The 15,838-nt window shown below is 63.4% G+C and carries 12 protein-coding genes and 1 pseudogene; all 13 read left to right on the top strand.

Features of this window, described 5'->3' with window-relative positions:
- A partial coding sequence (locus tag J7302_RS22335) for an acyl-CoA dehydrogenase C-terminal domain-containing protein (RefSeq protein ID WP_215380070.1) occupies positions 1 to 126 on the top strand: 126 nt, incomplete at its 5' end.
- A gap of 565 nt (positions 127 to 691) precedes the next feature.
- Positions 692 to 2,485 (top strand): alpha/beta fold hydrolase, encoded by a 1,794-nt coding sequence (locus J7302_RS22340; protein ID WP_215379868.1) that lies wholly within the window; start codon positions 692 to 694, stop codon positions 2,483 to 2,485.
- A gap of 154 nt (positions 2,486 to 2,639) precedes the next feature.
- Positions 2,640 to 3,407, top strand: a complete 768-nt coding sequence (locus tag J7302_RS22345) for a hypothetical protein (protein WP_215379871.1) — start codon at positions 2,640 to 2,642, stop codon at positions 3,405 to 3,407.
- Positions 3,408 to 3,469: 62 nt separating this feature from the next.
- The gene (locus tag J7302_RS22350) at positions 3,470 to 3,781 is read left to right on the top strand and encodes a hypothetical protein (protein ID WP_215379874.1); all 312 of its coding nucleotides are present in this window, start codon (positions 3,470 to 3,472) and stop codon (positions 3,779 to 3,781) included.
- 566 nt (positions 3,782 to 4,347) lie between these two features.
- Positions 4,348 to 7,350 (top strand): xanthine dehydrogenase family protein molybdopterin-binding subunit, encoded by a 3,003-nt coding sequence (locus J7302_RS22355; protein WP_215379876.1) that lies wholly within the window; start codon positions 4,348 to 4,350, stop codon positions 7,348 to 7,350.
- Complete coding sequence (locus J7302_RS22360; protein WP_215379879.1) at positions 7,347 to 8,153, top strand: FAD binding domain-containing protein; 807 nt, start codon at positions 7,347 to 7,349, stop codon at positions 8,151 to 8,153. The genes J7302_RS22355 and J7302_RS22360 overlap by 4 nt, the downstream gene beginning before the upstream one ends.
- A 2-nt stretch (positions 8,154 to 8,155) precedes the next feature.
- Positions 8,156 to 8,662, top strand: a complete 507-nt coding sequence (locus tag J7302_RS22365) for a (2Fe-2S)-binding protein (RefSeq protein WP_215379881.1) — start codon at positions 8,156 to 8,158, stop codon at positions 8,660 to 8,662.
- Positions 8,662 to 10,194, top strand: a complete 1,533-nt coding sequence (locus J7302_RS22370) for an AMP-binding protein (protein WP_215379883.1) — start codon at positions 8,662 to 8,664, stop codon at positions 10,192 to 10,194. Before J7302_RS22365 ends, J7302_RS22370 begins: the two co-directional genes overlap by 1 nt.
- Positions 10,195 to 10,221: 27 nt before the next feature.
- A complete protein-coding gene (locus tag J7302_RS22375) occupies positions 10,222 to 11,025 on the top strand; it encodes an enoyl-CoA hydratase/isomerase family protein (protein ID WP_215379885.1) in 804 nt (267 codons plus the stop codon).
- Positions 11,026 to 11,108: 83 nt separating this feature from the next.
- Positions 11,109 to 12,350, top strand: coding sequence for a benzoate/H(+) symporter BenE family transporter (locus J7302_RS22380; RefSeq protein ID WP_215379889.1), 1,242 nt, complete (start codon positions 11,109 to 11,111; stop codon positions 12,348 to 12,350).
- A gap of 148 nt (positions 12,351 to 12,498) precedes the next feature.
- The gene (locus tag J7302_RS22385) at positions 12,499 to 13,791 is read left to right on the top strand and encodes an OprD family porin (protein ID WP_215379894.1); all 1,293 of its coding nucleotides are present in this window, start codon (positions 12,499 to 12,501) and stop codon (positions 13,789 to 13,791) included.
- 154 nt (positions 13,792 to 13,945) lie between these two features.
- Positions 13,946 to 14,250, top strand: a pseudogene (locus J7302_RS27170) (ISL3 family transposase); the annotation flags it as partial.
- Between the two features lie 458 nt (positions 14,251 to 14,708).
- Positions 14,709 to 15,680 carry an XdhC family protein gene (locus J7302_RS22390; protein ID WP_215379898.1) on the top strand — a complete coding sequence of 324 codons (972 nt, stop codon included), beginning with the start codon at positions 14,709 to 14,711 and terminating at the stop codon, positions 15,678 to 15,680.
- Positions 15,681 to 15,838 lie beyond the last annotated feature (158 nt).

Here is a 15,838-nt window from a genome sequence, read left to right on the forward strand (position 1 = left end):
TACGCCAGCAAGCTCGGCACCGCGCGCTTCTACTTCGCGCGCCTGCTGCCGCGCATCCACTCGCTGACCGCCTCGGTGAAGGCCGGTAGCGAATCGTTGTACCTGCTGGACACTGCGCAGTTCTAAGCAGCCTCCGGTCTGGCTCGCCCAGCGTCGTTTGAGGCTCGGGCGAGCCACGCTTTGCCATCTTTACTCGAAGCCTCTGGCTGTGCCGGTTCCTGCCATATTGGCAAGCGCATCCCGTGTCATGAAATGGAAATTGGCTGTCGCCCGATGAGAAGTGTCGGGCCTGCATCCAGCCTACAGTCCATGCCAACCATCGCAGTTAGAAACCATCGCCCGGATGATGGAAGAGTCAGCCCCTGCTGATCAGGTCGGGGGTCGGATGCTGTGCCCGCCACGCGCAGGCGACGAATACGTGGCTCGACGTCATGTGATGCAGTGATCGCTGACCGCGCCAGGAAGATACAGCGTCCGGATCAGGGACGGGCAGCCACGACCTGTCCGTCCCTGGTTGACTTTGACGACGGACCAGAACAACCGGCCGATGCAAGACAAACCGATGGAGACATGGCCTTTCACCACAGCGCGAAGGGTGAGGGCGTCGATACTTCGTCGGCATCCCGAGCTATCGCAGGTGCATCGCCGTTGCGCTGACCTTCAGCCTGTTCCCTGAACCACGAGAGTCGCAATGAGTAAAACCCCTCGAGCGAGCCAGACAACAACCACCACGAAGCGTCGCCCAGCAGCAGGCAGGGGCCCGCGTAAAAGCAAAGATACCGAGCTCGCGTGCAATTCCCAGGAGCATGAGCTGGTTGGCGCTGCGATGAATCACACGCTGGCAGGCAACCCGCTGGTCAGTGTGCGTGCAGTAGATCTGGCAGGGTCTGCCGGTTACTTGTTGAAGGCCTTGGGCAAAACGCCAATCAAAGCCGGATATCACCTCGGTGGCTACCTCAAGGAGTTGCGCGGCATAGTCGGCGGAACTTCCAGCATTGCCCCGGACCCCAGAGACAAGCGTTTCGCCGACCCGGCCTGGCAATCCAATTTCGTATTACGCGCCCTGCTGCAAAGCTACCTGGCCGGCCAAAGCGAACTCACTCGCTTTATCGACTCCTCCAACCTTACGCCCCTGGAAAAAGGCCGTGCCCAGTTCGTCACATCGCTTCTGGCCGATGCGATGTCACCGAGCAACTCGCTTCTGACCAATCCTGCTGCACTGCGCAAACTGGTAGACACCGGCGGCATGAACCTGGTCAGGGGCATTCGACAGTTCACCCACGATGCGCTGAACAACCGGGGGATGCCCGCGCAGGTCGACAGCACGCCGTTCAAGGTGGGGGAGAACATTGCCACGGCCAAGGGTGAAGTGGTGTTCCGTAACGACATGTTCGAGCTGTTGCAGTTCGCACCGACCACCGAAAACGTCTACGCAAGGCCGTTGGTAATGTCGCCGCCGCAGATCAACAAGTACTACGCCATCGACCTCTCGCCGGAAAAAAGCCTGATCAAGTGGGCGCAGGATAGCGGCGTGCAAATGTTCGTCATCAGCTGGCGTAATCCGACGAGCGAGCACCGTGACTGGGGCCTGTCCGAGTACGCGCTGTGCCTCGACCAGGCAGTCGAGGTGGCCCGGAAGATTACCGGCAGCCCGGATGTGAACATGTGGGGGTCCTGCTCGGGCGGGATTACCCTGGCGGCCTACCTGGGTTGGCTGGCCGCGCGCGGCGAAGGCCACAAGGTTGCCAACACCAGCTGGGCGGTGTGCGTGCTCGACATGCCGTCGGCACTCGACGACTCCACGCTGGGACTCTTTACCACCCCGGCTGCGTTGCGCACAGCCAAGGCCAGCTCGCGGCGCAAGGGCGTACTAAGTGGTCAGGACATGGCGCGGATGTTCGCCTGGATGCGGCCCAATGATCTGATCTGGAACTATTGGGTCAATAACTACCTGCTTGGCAACAAGCCGCCAGCCTTCGACATCCTGGCCTGGAACAACGACACCACGCGACTGCCGGCACAACTGCATGCGGACTACCTCGATCTGGTCCAGCTGAACCCCTATAGCAACCCGGGCGCCATGCAAATCGCCGGCGAGTCTATCGACATGACCAAGGTCAGGGTCGGCGCCTACGTGATCGGGGGAACCACTGACCACATCACGCCCTGGCAGGGCTGCTACGGCACGGCACGCCTGTTCGGTGAGGACACTACCTTCGTGCTGTCCAACGCCGGTCATCTGCAGAGTCTGGTCAACCCGCCTGGCAATCCCAAGTCGTATTTCTACGCAGCACCTGCGACCGCCGATGACCCGGAGGCCTGGCTACAGAACGCCGGGGAACGCCAGGGGGGCAGTTGGTGGCCGCATTGGCGCGAGTGGATTCAGCAACGCTCGGGCGCTAATCTGCCAGCGCCGAAAAAGCTCGGCTCGCGCAAGTATCCGCCGCTGTGCGCTGCTCCCGGCACGTATGTGCTTGAGCGCTGAGGGTAAAATCGTTCGCTGAGCAGGCATTGGTAGGTTCGAGGGTACAGGGGCGCAGCAGCACGCTCCTTGGCCCTCACTAATTCGACGCAGGAGGGCAGGGCTAAACACGTTCATCTCAGGAATCGACATAACAACAAGAATCGAGGATAGGGAAATGCGACCGATAGTGATGTTGTGCCTGCTGTACCTGCTTTCACCCATGACCTGGGGCGATGGACGAAGCAATCAGCAGTTGAGCGAGCTGTCCAGTCGCAGCCAACTGCTGTGCGCCAGTGCCATGCTCTATTTCAACCCGGAGGAGCGTGCGCCTGACCCTCGCAGCCTGACAGTGGTCTTCCATCATCTCAGCACGCTGGAGACCTATGTTCTGCAACTCGGCCAGCCGGAATCGCTGGTACAACCCCTTCACGCCATGAAGCGCATTTTCGCGCAATTGGACAGCTTGCCAAGCAGCCAGCGAGAGCGCTATCCGGAATTGCTTCGGCAGATGTTGGTGCAGCAGCGGCAGCTGCAGCAGGCTGCCGTGGACATCCTTTCTGGCGTTAGGCAGAGCAGTTCAGAGGCCGCCCAGGGGCAGCCGTTCAACGCGCAAAGCCAAGCCTTGGCGAGCCTGTTGATGGACTACCAATTGCGCTTCTATCCAATGCCCGGCAAGCATGAATTGACAATGAAGCGGGAGCAAGTGCTGGACCTTGACCGGGCGATCGAGCAGCGTTTCGAGATGCTGCTGGTCAGGCACTCCGAACAGGCGGAGCTGTTGGCCAAGATCAGGGGCAACTACCAGTTCGCGCGCGCCCAGTTGTTGCAGGATAAAGGGCGCGCTCAAGGTGGCGTTGAGTTCTACCTGAGCCGTGCAGTGGCCGACCTCGATGAACTGGCAGTCATGACGCGGCCGACAGATTCAGGGCAGCCTCCGCTCTAGTCGCCGTGCTTAACGTTCCTTGGTACCACTGCGCCCTGCTTGCGTCCTGGAGGAACCGCTACATGCTCCGCCCGTGGTTACACAAGTTTCTGCACGCTATCCAAGCCCTGCGCACGTTACCCGACCAGCCATTCGTTTTGGCCGAAATCAGCAACGATCTTGAGCCACTCAGGGCCCTGAACATCAGATCACCCGCCCAGCAAGGTGATATCGCGCTTTCCGCCCGCCTTAATCAAGGTGTTGCTCAACAACCTGCAGTAGACGGCTTACGCTACGAAACCATTCATCAAGTTAAAGGCGGAACCCACGACGCAACGGTGGTCGTCTCGTCAGCGTGGCGTTCACCTTTCCCACTGGCAGGACAGGCTCGCTGATCCAACATCTGAGGGCGCCAGGTTCGCGTATGTGGCGAGTTCACGCCCCCGGCATTTGCTCATTTGGGCAGTGAAACAGCTGAAAGCAGCTCAGAAAGGCACCCTTTCCAAACTGGGATTCGAGCTCGCCTATTGAGCGCAGGCGCAGTGCAAGACTCGTCGAGCGGAGTGCGGGCATCCCAACAGACTGGGAAATAACCCTGTAGCTGGTAAGACGAACGGGGATAGCCGCAGGCGCTGGGGAGCAATAAGACAGACTTCACTTGGGCGTTTATCCGCCGAAAGGCGGGTGGCAGCTCCGTTGGCGGTAGATGACGAAGCCGTACGCCTGGCCGTATGTAGTGGGCAAGCCGCGCTGGACCAAGCGCCAACTGCGCAACGCCCCAAATACGAGTGCGTCAGGTAAAGCAAGACCGGTACGAATTCTCCTCACCCATCAGACTAAAAGGCAGTTCAGCGGACTTCCGGACAGATATTCATCGGCCCAGGCAAGGCGGCCGGCTGGTTAGGCTCCATACACTCCACTACGAGTAAATCGCGCACAACAATAAACGCGAGAAGTAGTGATGAACCTATATCAGCCTGACCTCGTTACCCAGCACAGCAGCCATATCGGTGCTCGCCAGACCCGTGTCGAGGACGCTGCATTGCTGCGTGGCCTGGGCTGCTATGCCGACGATGCTGCCACCCCGCCCGGCACCCTGCACGCTGCCATTGTCCGTTCACCCCATCCCCATGCGCGCATTACTGCCGTGGATTTCTCCAAAGCGCTGCTTATGAAAGGCGTGCACGGCGTACTCATCGGTGAGGACGTCAAGCGTTGGTCCCTGCCATTTCCGGTCGGCGTACGCCAGCCGATGGAGCATTGGTGCATCGCCGTGGACAAGGTGCGCTACGTCGGTGAGCCGGTGGCGGTAGTGATCGCCGAGAGCCGTTACCTGGCCGAAGACGCCCTGGAAGGCGTACGCGTCGACTATGAGCTGCTGCCGCCGATCATCGACCCGGAAGCCGCCACCACCGAGCAGGCGCCGGTGCTGCATGAGGCAGTCGGCAGCAACGTGGTCAACGAGCGGCATTTCCGCTACGGCGAACCGGAACAGGCCTTCGAGCAGGCGCCGCACAGGGTATCGCTGAAGGTGAGTTTTCCGCGCAGCTCCTGCACGCCCATCGAGTGCTACGTGGTGCTTGCGCAGTACGGGCGCGCCACTGGCATCTACGATGTGCTGGCCAACTTCCAGGGACCCTATGCGCTGCACACGGTGATGGCCCGCGCGCTTAACGTGCCGAGCAACCGCCTGCGTCTGCGCACCCCGAAAGACTCCGGCGGCAGCTTCGGTATCAAGCAGGGCGTATTCCCCTACGTGGTGATGATGGGACTGGCGGCACGCAAGGTCGGTGCCCCGGTGAAATGGGTCGAAGACCGCCTCGAGCATCTGCAAGGCGCGTCCTCTGCAACCAATCGGGTCACCGAAATCGAGGCGGCGGTGCAGGCGGACGGTCGCATCACCGCCCTGCGTTATGACCAGATCGACGACTGCGGCGCCTACCTGCGCGCACCAGAGCCGGCCACCTTCTACCGCATGCACGGCAACCTCACGGGTGCCTATGCGATTCGTAATCTGCTGGTGCGCAACCGCGTGGTGCTGACCAACAAGACCCCCACCGGACTAAACCGGGGATTCGGCGGCCCGCAGGTGTACTTCGCCCTGGAGCGTCTGTTGCAGCATATCGCCGTGCAGCTGGATCTCGATCCGCTGGAGGTGATCCGTCGCAACCTGGTACCGGCCGACGCTTTCCCCTACCGGGCCGCGGCCGGCGCTCTGCTGGATTCCGGAAATTACCAGGCCGGCATCGATTTGGCGGTCAAGGACGGCGGTCTCGACGAGTTGCTGTGCCGCCGCGACCAGGCGCGCGGCGAAGGCCGGTTGTACGGTATCGGCTATGCCGCGGTGATCGAGCCGTCGATCTCCAACATGGGCTACATCACCACCGCGATGACGCCCGAGGAACGGCGCAAGGCCGGGCCGAAGAACGGTGCGGTGAGCACGGCAACCATCAACGTCGGCCCGCTCGGTGACGTCAGCGTGCACGTCTCCTCGACGCCCCAGGGCCAGGGGCACCAGACCGCGGTGGCTCAGATAGTCGCCGATGTGCTCGGCGTGGCGCTGGAGTCGATCGTGGTCAACGTCGAACTGGACACCCAGAAGGACGCCTGGTCGATCGCCTCGGGCAACTATTCCAGCCGCTTCGCCGGCGCGGTGGCCGGGGTGGTCTACCAGGCTGCGTTGAAGGTGCGCGATCGCCTCGCCGCGATCGCCGCCGCGCAACTGCAAGCCAAACCGGAAGACATCCGCTTCGCCGACGGCAAGATCTTCGTCGCTAACGGCGGTCCTTCTGCACCCTTTCACCGCATCGCCGGCGCCACCCACTGGACGCCTGGCCTGCTCCCGCAAGGCGAGCCGGGTGGCCTGCGCGAGACCGCATTCTGGAGCCCACCGCAGCTCATGGCGCCAGACGACAGCGATCTCATCAACAGCTCGCTGTGCTACGGCTTCGTCTTTGACATCTGTGGCCTGGAGATCGACCGCGTCACCGGTGAGATTCACATCGACCGCTACGTGACGTGCCACGATGCCGGCCGCCTGCTCAATCCTGCGCTGGTCGACGGCCAGATCCGCGGCGGTTTTACCCAGGGGCTTGGCGCGGCGCTGATGGAGGAGTTCGCCTATGGCGAGGACGGCAGCTTCCTCTCTGGAACCTTCGCCGACTACCTGGTGCCCACTGCACCAGAAGTGCTCGAGCCCGTGATCCTGCATCTGGAAACACCGTCGCCGTTCACCCCTCTGGGGGCCAAGGGCGTCGGCGAGGGCAACAACATGAGCACTCCGGTATGCATCGCCAACGCCGTGGCCGATGCCCTCGGCCGCGCCGACATCCGCCTGCCGCTGACACCCTCGAAGGTGCGCAGCATGATCGGTATCGACGAGCCACCGCGGCCGGCCGGCATGCAGCAGGACGACGGTTTCGCCGCAGAGCCCGCTGGTGGTTCGGCCTTGCGCGCTAACGATGTGGTGGTGATCCCGGCGCCGCCACAGCAGGTGTTCGACACCCTGCTCGACCCGGCCACCCTGGCGGCGATTATCCCCGGCTGCCATGCCCTCGAACTGCAGGGCGAGAATCGCTACCGCGCGGACGTCACCGTCGGCGTGGGCATGATCCGCGCACGCTTCGAGGCCAAGGTCGCCTTGAGCGAGCTGGACCCGCCGCATTCGTTGCGCCTGTCCGGCTCCGGCACCAGTTCCATGGGCTCGGCCGAGGGCCACGCCAGGGTGCGTTTCGTCGCCTTGGAGAACGGTCACACACGCCTGGAATACCAATACCAGGTCGCCGTCAGCGGCAAGGTCGCCGCGGTCGGCAGCCGCATGATGCAAGGGGCCTCGAAAGTGATCATCGGGCAGATTTTCACCCGCCTGTCGCAGCGGGTCAGTGGCCAGGCGATCGCCGGTGGCTGGTGGGCGCGCCTGCGTGCGCTGTTCGCCAGGCTGTTCGGCAAGGGAGGTGCGCAATGAAACCGGCTGCCTTCGATTACGTCCGTGCCGAGAGCCGCCGCCAGGTGCTCGAGCTGCTCGCCGAGTATGGCGCGGATGCGCGCATCATTGCCGGCGGGCAGTCGCTGATGGCGGTGCTGAACATGCGCCTGGCCCAGCCCAAGCTGCTGATCGACATCAACCAGGTCGCCGACCTGGGCTATATCGAGCTGCGCAAGGATTGCCTGGCGGTTGGCGCGGCGGTGCGCCAGACGCAGCTGCTGGCGCGGCCGACGCTGGTCGACGAGGTGCCGCTGCTGGCCTTGGCGATGCCCTGGATCGGCCACTTCCAGACCCGCAATCGCGGCACCGTGTGCGGTTCTGTGGCCCACGCCGACCCCAGCGCCGAGCTTCCGCTGTGCCTGGTGACCTTAGGCGGCGAGATCGTCCTGGAGTCGAAGAAGGGCAGGCGCGTGGTCACGGCCGCCGAGTTCTTCCAGGGCATCCTCACCACCGACAAACGCGCCGACGAACTGGTCGTCGAGGTGCGCTTCCCGCTCAAACGCGAGGGCATCAGCTACCGCTTCCAGGAAATCGCCATGCGCCACGGCGACTTCGCCATCGTCTCGCTGGCTGCCTGTGTCGGCACCGACGAGGTGCGCCTGGGCGTCGGCGGGGTCGCCGATCGCCCGGTGGTGCGCAGCCTGCCGCGCGGCATGGCGCTAGCCGACGCGCTCAACGAAACCGCCTGGTCGCTTGACGCCCAGGACGATGTGCACGCCAGCGCGGCCTACCGCCGGCAACTGATTCGCGAGCTGGGTCACCGGCTCATCGAAGGAGTCTGAACATGCGCGCAACCGCCGAACAACGTTTTCCCGTCCGTCTCGAACTCAATGGCCGCTCGCGCGAAGGCCTGGCCGAGCCGCGCACCCAGTTGTGCGATTTCCTGCGCCACGACCTCGGCGCCACCGGCGTCCATGTCGGCTGCGAACACGGCGTCTGCGGCGCCTGCACGGTGTTGGTGGACGGCGTCGCCGTGCGCTCGTGCCTGATGCTCGCCGTGCAGGCCCACGAGCGGCGCATCGAGACAGTCGAATCGCTGGCCGACGACGACACGCTGAACGACCTGCAACAGGCGTTCCGCCGTCATCACGCCCTGCAGTGCGGTTTCTGCACTGCGGGCATCCTCATGTCCTGCGTGGATTTCCTCGAGCGGCAGCCCGACCCGAGCGAGGCTGAAGTGCGCGACATGCTTTCCGGGCACCTGTGCCGCTGTACCGGTTACACCGGCATCGTCCAGGCGGTGCTGGAAGTGGCTGCCCAACGCCAAACGAACGAAGAGGTACAACAATAATGTTCGATCTCGGACGCAGCTTCCTCGCTGCCGTGGAACGCCGCCCACTGGCCACTGCGGTCAGCGACGGCACAGTGAAAAAAAACTACGAACAGTGGTTCGCCGATATCCAGTGTGCCGCCCACGGCCTCGAGTCACTGGGGCTGGGCAGGGGGGATCGCCTGCTGGTGGTCATGCAGAACCGCTGGCAGATGGCGACCCTGCACTGGGCCTGCCAGTTCGCCGGCATCGTCATGACCCCGCTGAACTGGCGTTCGACTGCTGAGGAGTTGGCCTACTGCATCGAGGATGCGCAGATCCGCGCATTGGCCTATGACGACTCTACCGTTGCCGCGGTAGCAGCCTGCGCGGCGGCGAACGGTCTGCCGCGGATCGCCGCGGGGGAGCGCGCCGCGGACGGCGACCTGAGCTTCGCGGAGCTGTGCGCGGAGGCGCCGACAGCGACCATCCTGCGCGCCACGCCCGAGGATTTCTCCCTGCTGCTCTATACCTCCGGCACCACCAGCAAGCCCAAGGGCGTGCCGCGCCGGCATCGCGCGGAACGCGCGGCGGCGGTCGCCCATGTGGCGCAGAACCTCTATCGCCACGGCGAGTGCACCCTCGGCGTGATGCCGCTGTACCACACCATGGGCGTGCGCTCGCTGCTGGCCATGGCGCTGATCGACGGGCATTTCGTCTGCGTGCCGAAGTTTGACGTCGAGGCCACCCTGGAGGCTATCGAGCGGGAACAGGTCAGCAACCTGTACCTGGTGCCGACCCTCTATCACATGCTCATCGAGCACCCAGCCTTCGCCCGCGAACGGGTCGCCAGCGTGGAGAAAATCGGCTTCGCCGGCGCGCCCATGAGCGACGGGCTGATGCGCCGCGTCGAGCAGGCGTTCCAGCCGCAGTTGTTCGTCAACCACTACGGCAGCTCGGAGATCTATACCTTCACTATCGACCAGCAGGCCAGTCGCAAGCCTGGCTCCTCGGGACGCAGCGCGCTGAACCAGCGGGTGCGGGTGGTGCCGATCGACGCCGAATCGGCACAGGTGCAAACCAAGCCGATGGAAGAGGGCCAGATCATCGCCGACCTGGCTAGCGACGAGGCGTTCGAAGGCTACCTGAACCGCCCCGAAGCCACGGCCAAGGCGCTTCGCGAAGGCTGGTATTTCACTGGTGACACCGGCTATTTCGATGAGGACGGCGACCTGTTTGTCACCGGGCGGGTGGACGACCTGATCATCACCGGCGGCGAGAACGTCAGTCCGGTGGAGATCGAGAATGTGCTCTCACTGCACCCCGCTGTCGCGGAAGTGGTGGTGGTCGGTTTGCCGGACGAACAGTGGGGCAAGATCATCGCCGCCTTCATCAAGCTGCGTGCCGAGGTCGGCGAAAGCGAACTGGATGCCCACTGCATCAGCTCCGGCCTGGCCAAGTTCAAGCGGCCGCGGCGTTACCAGTTCATCGAGCAGATTCCCAAATCCCCCGTTGGCAAGGTGCTGCGCCGCGTCTTGCTGGCTCAGCACCAGAAACAGGCCCAAAAAGTCTGACCGCTCATTATCCCGAGGACATCTACCATGCAACTGCAAGCGATCCAGCAATTTCTCGAAACCCCGTTCGACGGATTCCAGGTCGAGGTCGATGCGGCCCGCGAGCGCGCCGATATCATCCTCAACCGTGCGCCGCTGAACGTCATCTCCATGGGCCAGCGCGACCAGCTGCGCCAGGTCTTCGAAGTGCTTGACGCACATCCGCACGTGCGCGTCATCGTGCTGCGCGCGGCGGGCGAGCATTTCTCCAGCGGCGGCGACATCAAGGGCTTCCTCGAGGCCTCGCCGGAGCACGTCTCCAAGCTGGCCTGGAACGTCGCCGCGCCGGTGCGCTGCGAGAAGCCGGTGATCGCCGCCAACCGTGGCTACACCTTCGGCGTCGGTTTCGAGCTGTCGCTGGCCTGCGATTTCCGCATCGCCTCGGAGACGACTCGCTATGCATTGCCCGAGCAGAATCTCGGGCAGATCCCCGGCTCCGGTGGTTCGGCGCGCCTGCAGAAGATCATCGGCGTGGCTCGCACCAAGCACATGGTCATGCGCGCCAAGCGCATCAGCGGCGAACAGGCCTACGACTGGGGCATCGCCACCGAGTGCGTGGCCGACGCCGAGCTGGAAAGCACGGTAGACGCGCTGGTCGATGAACTGCGGCGCTTCTCGCCGCTGGCCCAGCGCACGGCCAAGCGGTTGATCAACGACAACGAAGACGCGCCCCTGAGCGTGGCCATCGAGATGGAAGGCCATTGCTACAGCCGCCTGCGCAGCTCGCACGACTTCAAGGAAGGCGTCGAGGCGTTCCACAGCAAGCGGCCAGCGGTATTCCGCGGCGAGTAACCTTCCCGTCGGGGCTTGCCAGCGGCAGGCCTCGGCAGACAACGGCCATACCGCAGTACAACAACAATCGCGGAGAACGGGTCATGCCTGGCAATAAAGCGAACACTGTCTTTGCACCACCTTCCGGCGCCTCATCGGGCTACTCAATCCGAGGGGCAATCACCCTCAAGTCGGTCAGCGCCGGGGTAGTAGCCGCGCTGTTCGGCTGTTCCGGGCCGGCGCTGATCGTCATCAGCGCCGCCGAAGCCGGCCATTTGAGCAATGGCCAGACGGTTGCCTGGCTATTCGCCATCTACGTGCTCGGCGGACTGATCAGCATCGGCATGGCGCTGCGCTACCGTCAGCCGATCTGCGGCGCTTATTCGATTCCTGGCGCGGCGATCTTGATCGCGGCACTTGGTGGTCTGGATTTTCGCCAGGCGGTCGGCGCTTTCATCATGAGCGGTGCGCTGGTCTTGCTGCTCGGCTTGAGCGGGGTGATCGGCAAGTTGATGCGCTGGCTGCCGATGCCCATCGTCATGGCGATGATTGCGGGGGCGATGATTCGCTTCGGCGTCGGCGCGGTAGACGCGGTCGGCAGCGCTCCGCTGATGGCTGGTCTGGCGGCGCTGACCTTCTTCCTGGTCATGCGCTTCGTCAAGGCGGTGCCGCCGGTGCTGGCTGCCGGGGTGGTGGGGTTCGCCGCGGCCTTGGCTCTGGGCCTGCTGAAGCCGGCAGAAGTGGATATCGCCTTCGTCATGCCGGCTTTCACCACGCCCATGTTCACCCTGGCGACCTTCTTCGCCATATCGGTGCCGCTGGCGGCGCTGGTAATCGGTGCCGAGAATGCCCAGGCCACCGGTGTGCTGATGGTCGAGGGCTACAAGCCTCCGGTCAATGCGATGACCGTGGTGAGCGGCGTGGGCGGCATGCTGGCCGGGCTGTTGGGCGGGCACAACGCCAACATCGCCGGGCCAATGACGGCGATCTGCAGTTCCGAGCAGGCCGGCGACGATCCGCGTCAACGCTACGGGGCGACCCTGGTCAATGGCGTGCTGTTCGCCCTGTTTGGCGTGTTCGCCGGTGTCGCCGTGCCGTTCATCCTCGCCTTGCCGCGTGAGTTGATCCTGGTGGTCGCCGGCCTGGCGATGATCGGCGTTTTGCTCAGCTCGTTGCAGCAGGCCTTCCACAAAGAAACCGGTTGCCAGATCGGTGCATTCGTCGCCTTGGTGGTGGCCATGAGCAAGTTCAGCCTGTTCGGTATCAGCGCGCCGTTCTGGGCGCTGGTGATCGGCGTGGCGGTGTCCTGGGTGCTCGGCGAGTTGCACCGTGAGCGGGCCGCCTAGCGTCGCGTTGTCGTCGCCCAGTAACGACAAACTGCGCACTTCTTAAGCGCTGTACCTCTGAAGAGTTCCCACTGCCACACATGGGCCTGCAAGAGGCTCGTGGGAATTCTTTCGCCTAAAAATCTAATAAGAAAGAGAGCTTACAACAATGATCCTTCCCTTAACTCGCATATGCAAACCCATCCATTGCCTGTTCTACACCGGTTTGCTGCTGGGGTTGCCGATCCAGGCTCTGGCTGACGAAAGTGTTTTTTTCAAGGACGCCACGGCGACCCTGCAAGCACGCAATTACTACTTCAGTCGCGACTTCTCCGACATCGTCGGGCCGAACCAGCAGTCCAAGGCCGAGGAGTGGGCCCAGGGTTTCATCCTCAATGTCAAATCCGGCTACACCCCGGGCACCGTGGGCGTTGGCGTGGATGCTCTGGGCCTGCTGGGGATCAAGCTCGATAGCAGCCCGGATCGGGTCAATACCGGCCTGCTGCCGGTGACCGACGAGGGCAGGGCGGCCGATGACTACAGCCGCCTGGGGGCGGCACTGAAGGTTAAATTGTCGAAGACCGAGCTGAAGATCGGCGAACAGCAACTGATGCTGCCGGTGCTGTACTTCGGCGATATCCGCCTGCTGCCGCCGACCTACCAGGGCGCCAGTATCGTCTCCAACGAGATCGCCGGCCTGACCCTGCAGGGCGGCCAGCTGCGCTCCACCAGCCTGCGCAACGAGGCCGGTGACGAGGAGCTGGGCGCCATGCTCGGGTTCGTCCCACTGCGCAATGCCGGCGGGCTGATCACCACGGATCGCTTCAACTATGCCGGCGCCGACTACGCCTTCAACGCCACGCGTACCTCGGTCGGCGCCTGGTACGCCCAGTTGGAGGACATCTACAACCAGCGTCACTTCAGCCTCAAGCACAGTGAGCCGGTCGGCGACTGGGTACTCGGCGCCAACCTCGGCTATTTCGACTCGGCAGAGGACGGCAAGCAATTGGCGGGCGAGATCGACAACCAGGCCTTTTACTCCCTGCTCTCGGCCAAGCACGGCGGCCACACTTTCTATCTCGGCTACCAGGCCATGTTCGGCGACGACGGCCTGCCGCGGGTATTCGCCAACGTCAGCCCGCTGGGCAACGAGGTGCCGACCTTCACCTTCGACTCGGCTGATGAGCGTTCCTGGCAAGTGCGCTACGACTACGACTTCGCCGCCATGGGCCTGCCGGGCCTTGTCGCCGGGGTGCGCTACCTGACCGGCGACAACGTCGACACCGGCCGCGGTTTCGAGGGCAAGGAGTGGGAGCGCGACCTGGACGTCGGCTACGTGGTGCAGAGCGGTTCGCTCAAAGGCCTGGGGGTTAAGGTGCGCAACGTCACCGCGCGGTCCAACTACCGCACCGACGTCGATGAAAACCGTCTGATCCTTAGCTACACCCTGACTTTGTTTTGAGCCCTTCCCGGTATCCCGGGTGATGGCTTGGCCCGCTCTCGTGGGCCTTTTTTATGGTTCTTAGCAGAATCTGGGGGAAGAGCGAGTTGACAGTCAGGGAAGCGGGTAAATTGGCAGTCGCCAAACATCCCAACCCCCACCCCCTGCTGCCACCGTGCATCCTATTGATCTGGCCGCTTTCTGGCCGGGCTACGAGGTCGTCGCCTGTCGCCAATCCACTCACGACACCCTGCTGATCAGTCTTGAACCCCAAGCTGAGCGCTTACCGATTTGCAGCCGCGTGCCAAACCCAACCTGTTGATCCACGAGCAGCAGCACATCCGCCAGGTGCGGGATCGTGACCTGCAGGATCAGCGCGTCCTGCTACAACTGCCGGTGTGTCGCGTCGACTGCCTGTACTGCGGACGTGTATCCGAGCGGATCGACTGTCTGGCGCCGGCTTCCCGCCTTCCCCGGAAAGCAGCCTGCAACACCTCCTTGGCGGACTTGTCGGGCGGAGTGACACATCGAAGGCGCACGAAACCTTGTAGGAGCCAGCTTGCTGGCGAATGGCGCATGTTCGCCAGCAAGCTGGCTCCTACAGAGAGAGTACCGGCTATCCGGCTGTCAACTCGCCTCTCCCCCAGATTCCGCGATGAACCTTTTTTATTCGCTAGCCAGCCCTTACTTAGACGAAAAGGCAAATCGACGGACGTGAAGATCAATATTCCATTGGGTTGGCAATACGTGCGCCATTCCGTTTCCGTAACCTGACCATCCGGAGGACGATTGATAAACGCAGCAACGACAAAACGGAGGCGTCACCGGAAATCTCCCGCACCAGCGCATGTCTGGATAAGTGCGAATCCGGCAAGTTCGCGTCTGCTGTCTCCCCTGTCAAGGCACGGGTGATACTGGCTCTACGAGGTACTGGAATCATGCGCCATCTCGATCTACAGGTTGTCAGCCAGGCGCTCGACTGGGCCCGTGCCGGTCGTGCGTTGTGGTTCTGTACGGTCCTCTCGACCTATGGTTCGGCGCCGCGCGCACCGGGGGCGATGCTGGTGGCCTGCGGTGCTGGTGAGCATGTCGGCTCGCTCTCCGGCGGCTGTGTCGAGGAAGAATTCCTGGCCAGCCTGGCCCGTGGCGAGTTGCGTGAGTCGGCACAGATTGTCCGCTACGGCGACAGCGCCGAGGAGAGTCGGCGCCTGCGTTTGCCGTGCGGTGGGGTGCTGGTGGTGCTGGTGGAACACCGCGCACCCAGCGGCGAGTGGCTCGAGCATCTGGAAAGCCTGCAGGCGGCATTGCTCGGTCAGCATCGCTTAGTGCGTCATTTCGACCTTACCAGTGGTGCGCTGCGCCTGGAACCGGACGTCGGCCAGGGTAGCGAACGGGTGCAAGTCGTCGATGAAACGGTGCGCATTCATGTCGGCCCGGTCCTGCGCCTGATTCTCGCCGGGCTCTCGCCGGTGGCCGAGGCCTGCGCCGCTTTTGCTCGTGCCATCGGCTGTGAGGTGATCGCCTGCGACCCCCGTGAGGAGGTAGAGCACATCGTGCTCGACGGCGTGCAGATGCAGCGCGTGCTGCCCTCGCTGTTTATCGCTGCTGGAGGCTGCCACGCCGCCACCGCGGTGGTGGCGTTGACCCACGATCCGCGCATCGACGACCTGGCCCTGATGGAGGCGGTGCACACCCCGGCGTTCTACATTGGGGCCATGGGCTCGCAGGCCACATCGGCCAAGCGCGCGGAACGGCTCAAGCGCGTTGGCGGCCTGTCCAACGAGCAGATCGCGCGCCTGCACATGCCCATCGGTCTGGATCTGGGCAGTAAGGCGCCGGCGGAAATAGCCCTGGCAGTGATGGCGGATGTTCTGCGCGTATACCACGGCAGGGAGCGTCATGCCTTGTGATCAGGTCATTGCCCTGGCGCTGACGGTATTCCTCGGCGATATGCCCTGGATCGGCGCTACGACTAAGAGGTACTTGTGCGTCAAGGTGAATTGGTCAAATATTGCTCAGTCGCACAATCGACGCTATGCAGGACATCCGGGTTGTTCGGCCGAGATTG

Source organism: Metapseudomonas boanensis (genome assembly GCF_018704125.1).
GTDB classification, from domain to species: Bacteria; Pseudomonadota; Gammaproteobacteria; order Pseudomonadales; family Pseudomonadaceae; genus Metapseudomonas; species Metapseudomonas boanensis.

What these genes read in the sequence shown, in the direction of transcription:
- J7302_RS22340 (WP_215379868.1), top strand. Translation starts at nt 692, where the DNA reads ATGAGTAAAACCCCTCGAGCGAGCCAGACAACAACCACCACGAAGCGT.
- J7302_RS22345 (WP_215379871.1), top strand. Translation starts at nt 2,640, where the DNA reads ATGCGACCGATAGTGATGTTGTGCCTGCTGTACCTGCTTTCACCCATG.
- J7302_RS22350 (WP_215379874.1), top strand. Translation starts at nt 3,470, where the DNA reads ATGCTCCGCCCGTGGTTACACAAGTTTCTGCACGCTATCCAAGCCCTG.
- J7302_RS22355 (WP_215379876.1), top strand. Translation starts at nt 4,348, where the DNA reads ATGAACCTATATCAGCCTGACCTCGTTACCCAGCACAGCAGCCATATC.
- J7302_RS22360 (WP_215379879.1), top strand. Translation starts at nt 7,347, where the DNA reads ATGAAACCGGCTGCCTTCGATTACGTCCGTGCCGAGAGCCGCCGCCAG.
- J7302_RS22365 (WP_215379881.1), top strand. Translation starts at nt 8,156, where the DNA reads ATGCGCGCAACCGCCGAACAACGTTTTCCCGTCCGTCTCGAACTCAAT.
- J7302_RS22370 (WP_215379883.1), top strand. Translation starts at nt 8,662, where the DNA reads ATGTTCGATCTCGGACGCAGCTTCCTCGCTGCCGTGGAACGCCGCCCA.
- J7302_RS22375 (WP_215379885.1), top strand. Translation starts at nt 10,222, where the DNA reads ATGCAACTGCAAGCGATCCAGCAATTTCTCGAAACCCCGTTCGACGGA.
- J7302_RS22380 (WP_215379889.1), top strand. Translation starts at nt 11,109, where the DNA reads ATGCCTGGCAATAAAGCGAACACTGTCTTTGCACCACCTTCCGGCGCC.
- J7302_RS22385 (WP_215379894.1), top strand. Translation starts at nt 12,499, where the DNA reads ATGATCCTTCCCTTAACTCGCATATGCAAACCCATCCATTGCCTGTTC.
- J7302_RS22390 (WP_215379898.1), top strand. Translation starts at nt 14,709, where the DNA reads ATGCGCCATCTCGATCTACAGGTTGTCAGCCAGGCGCTCGACTGGGCC.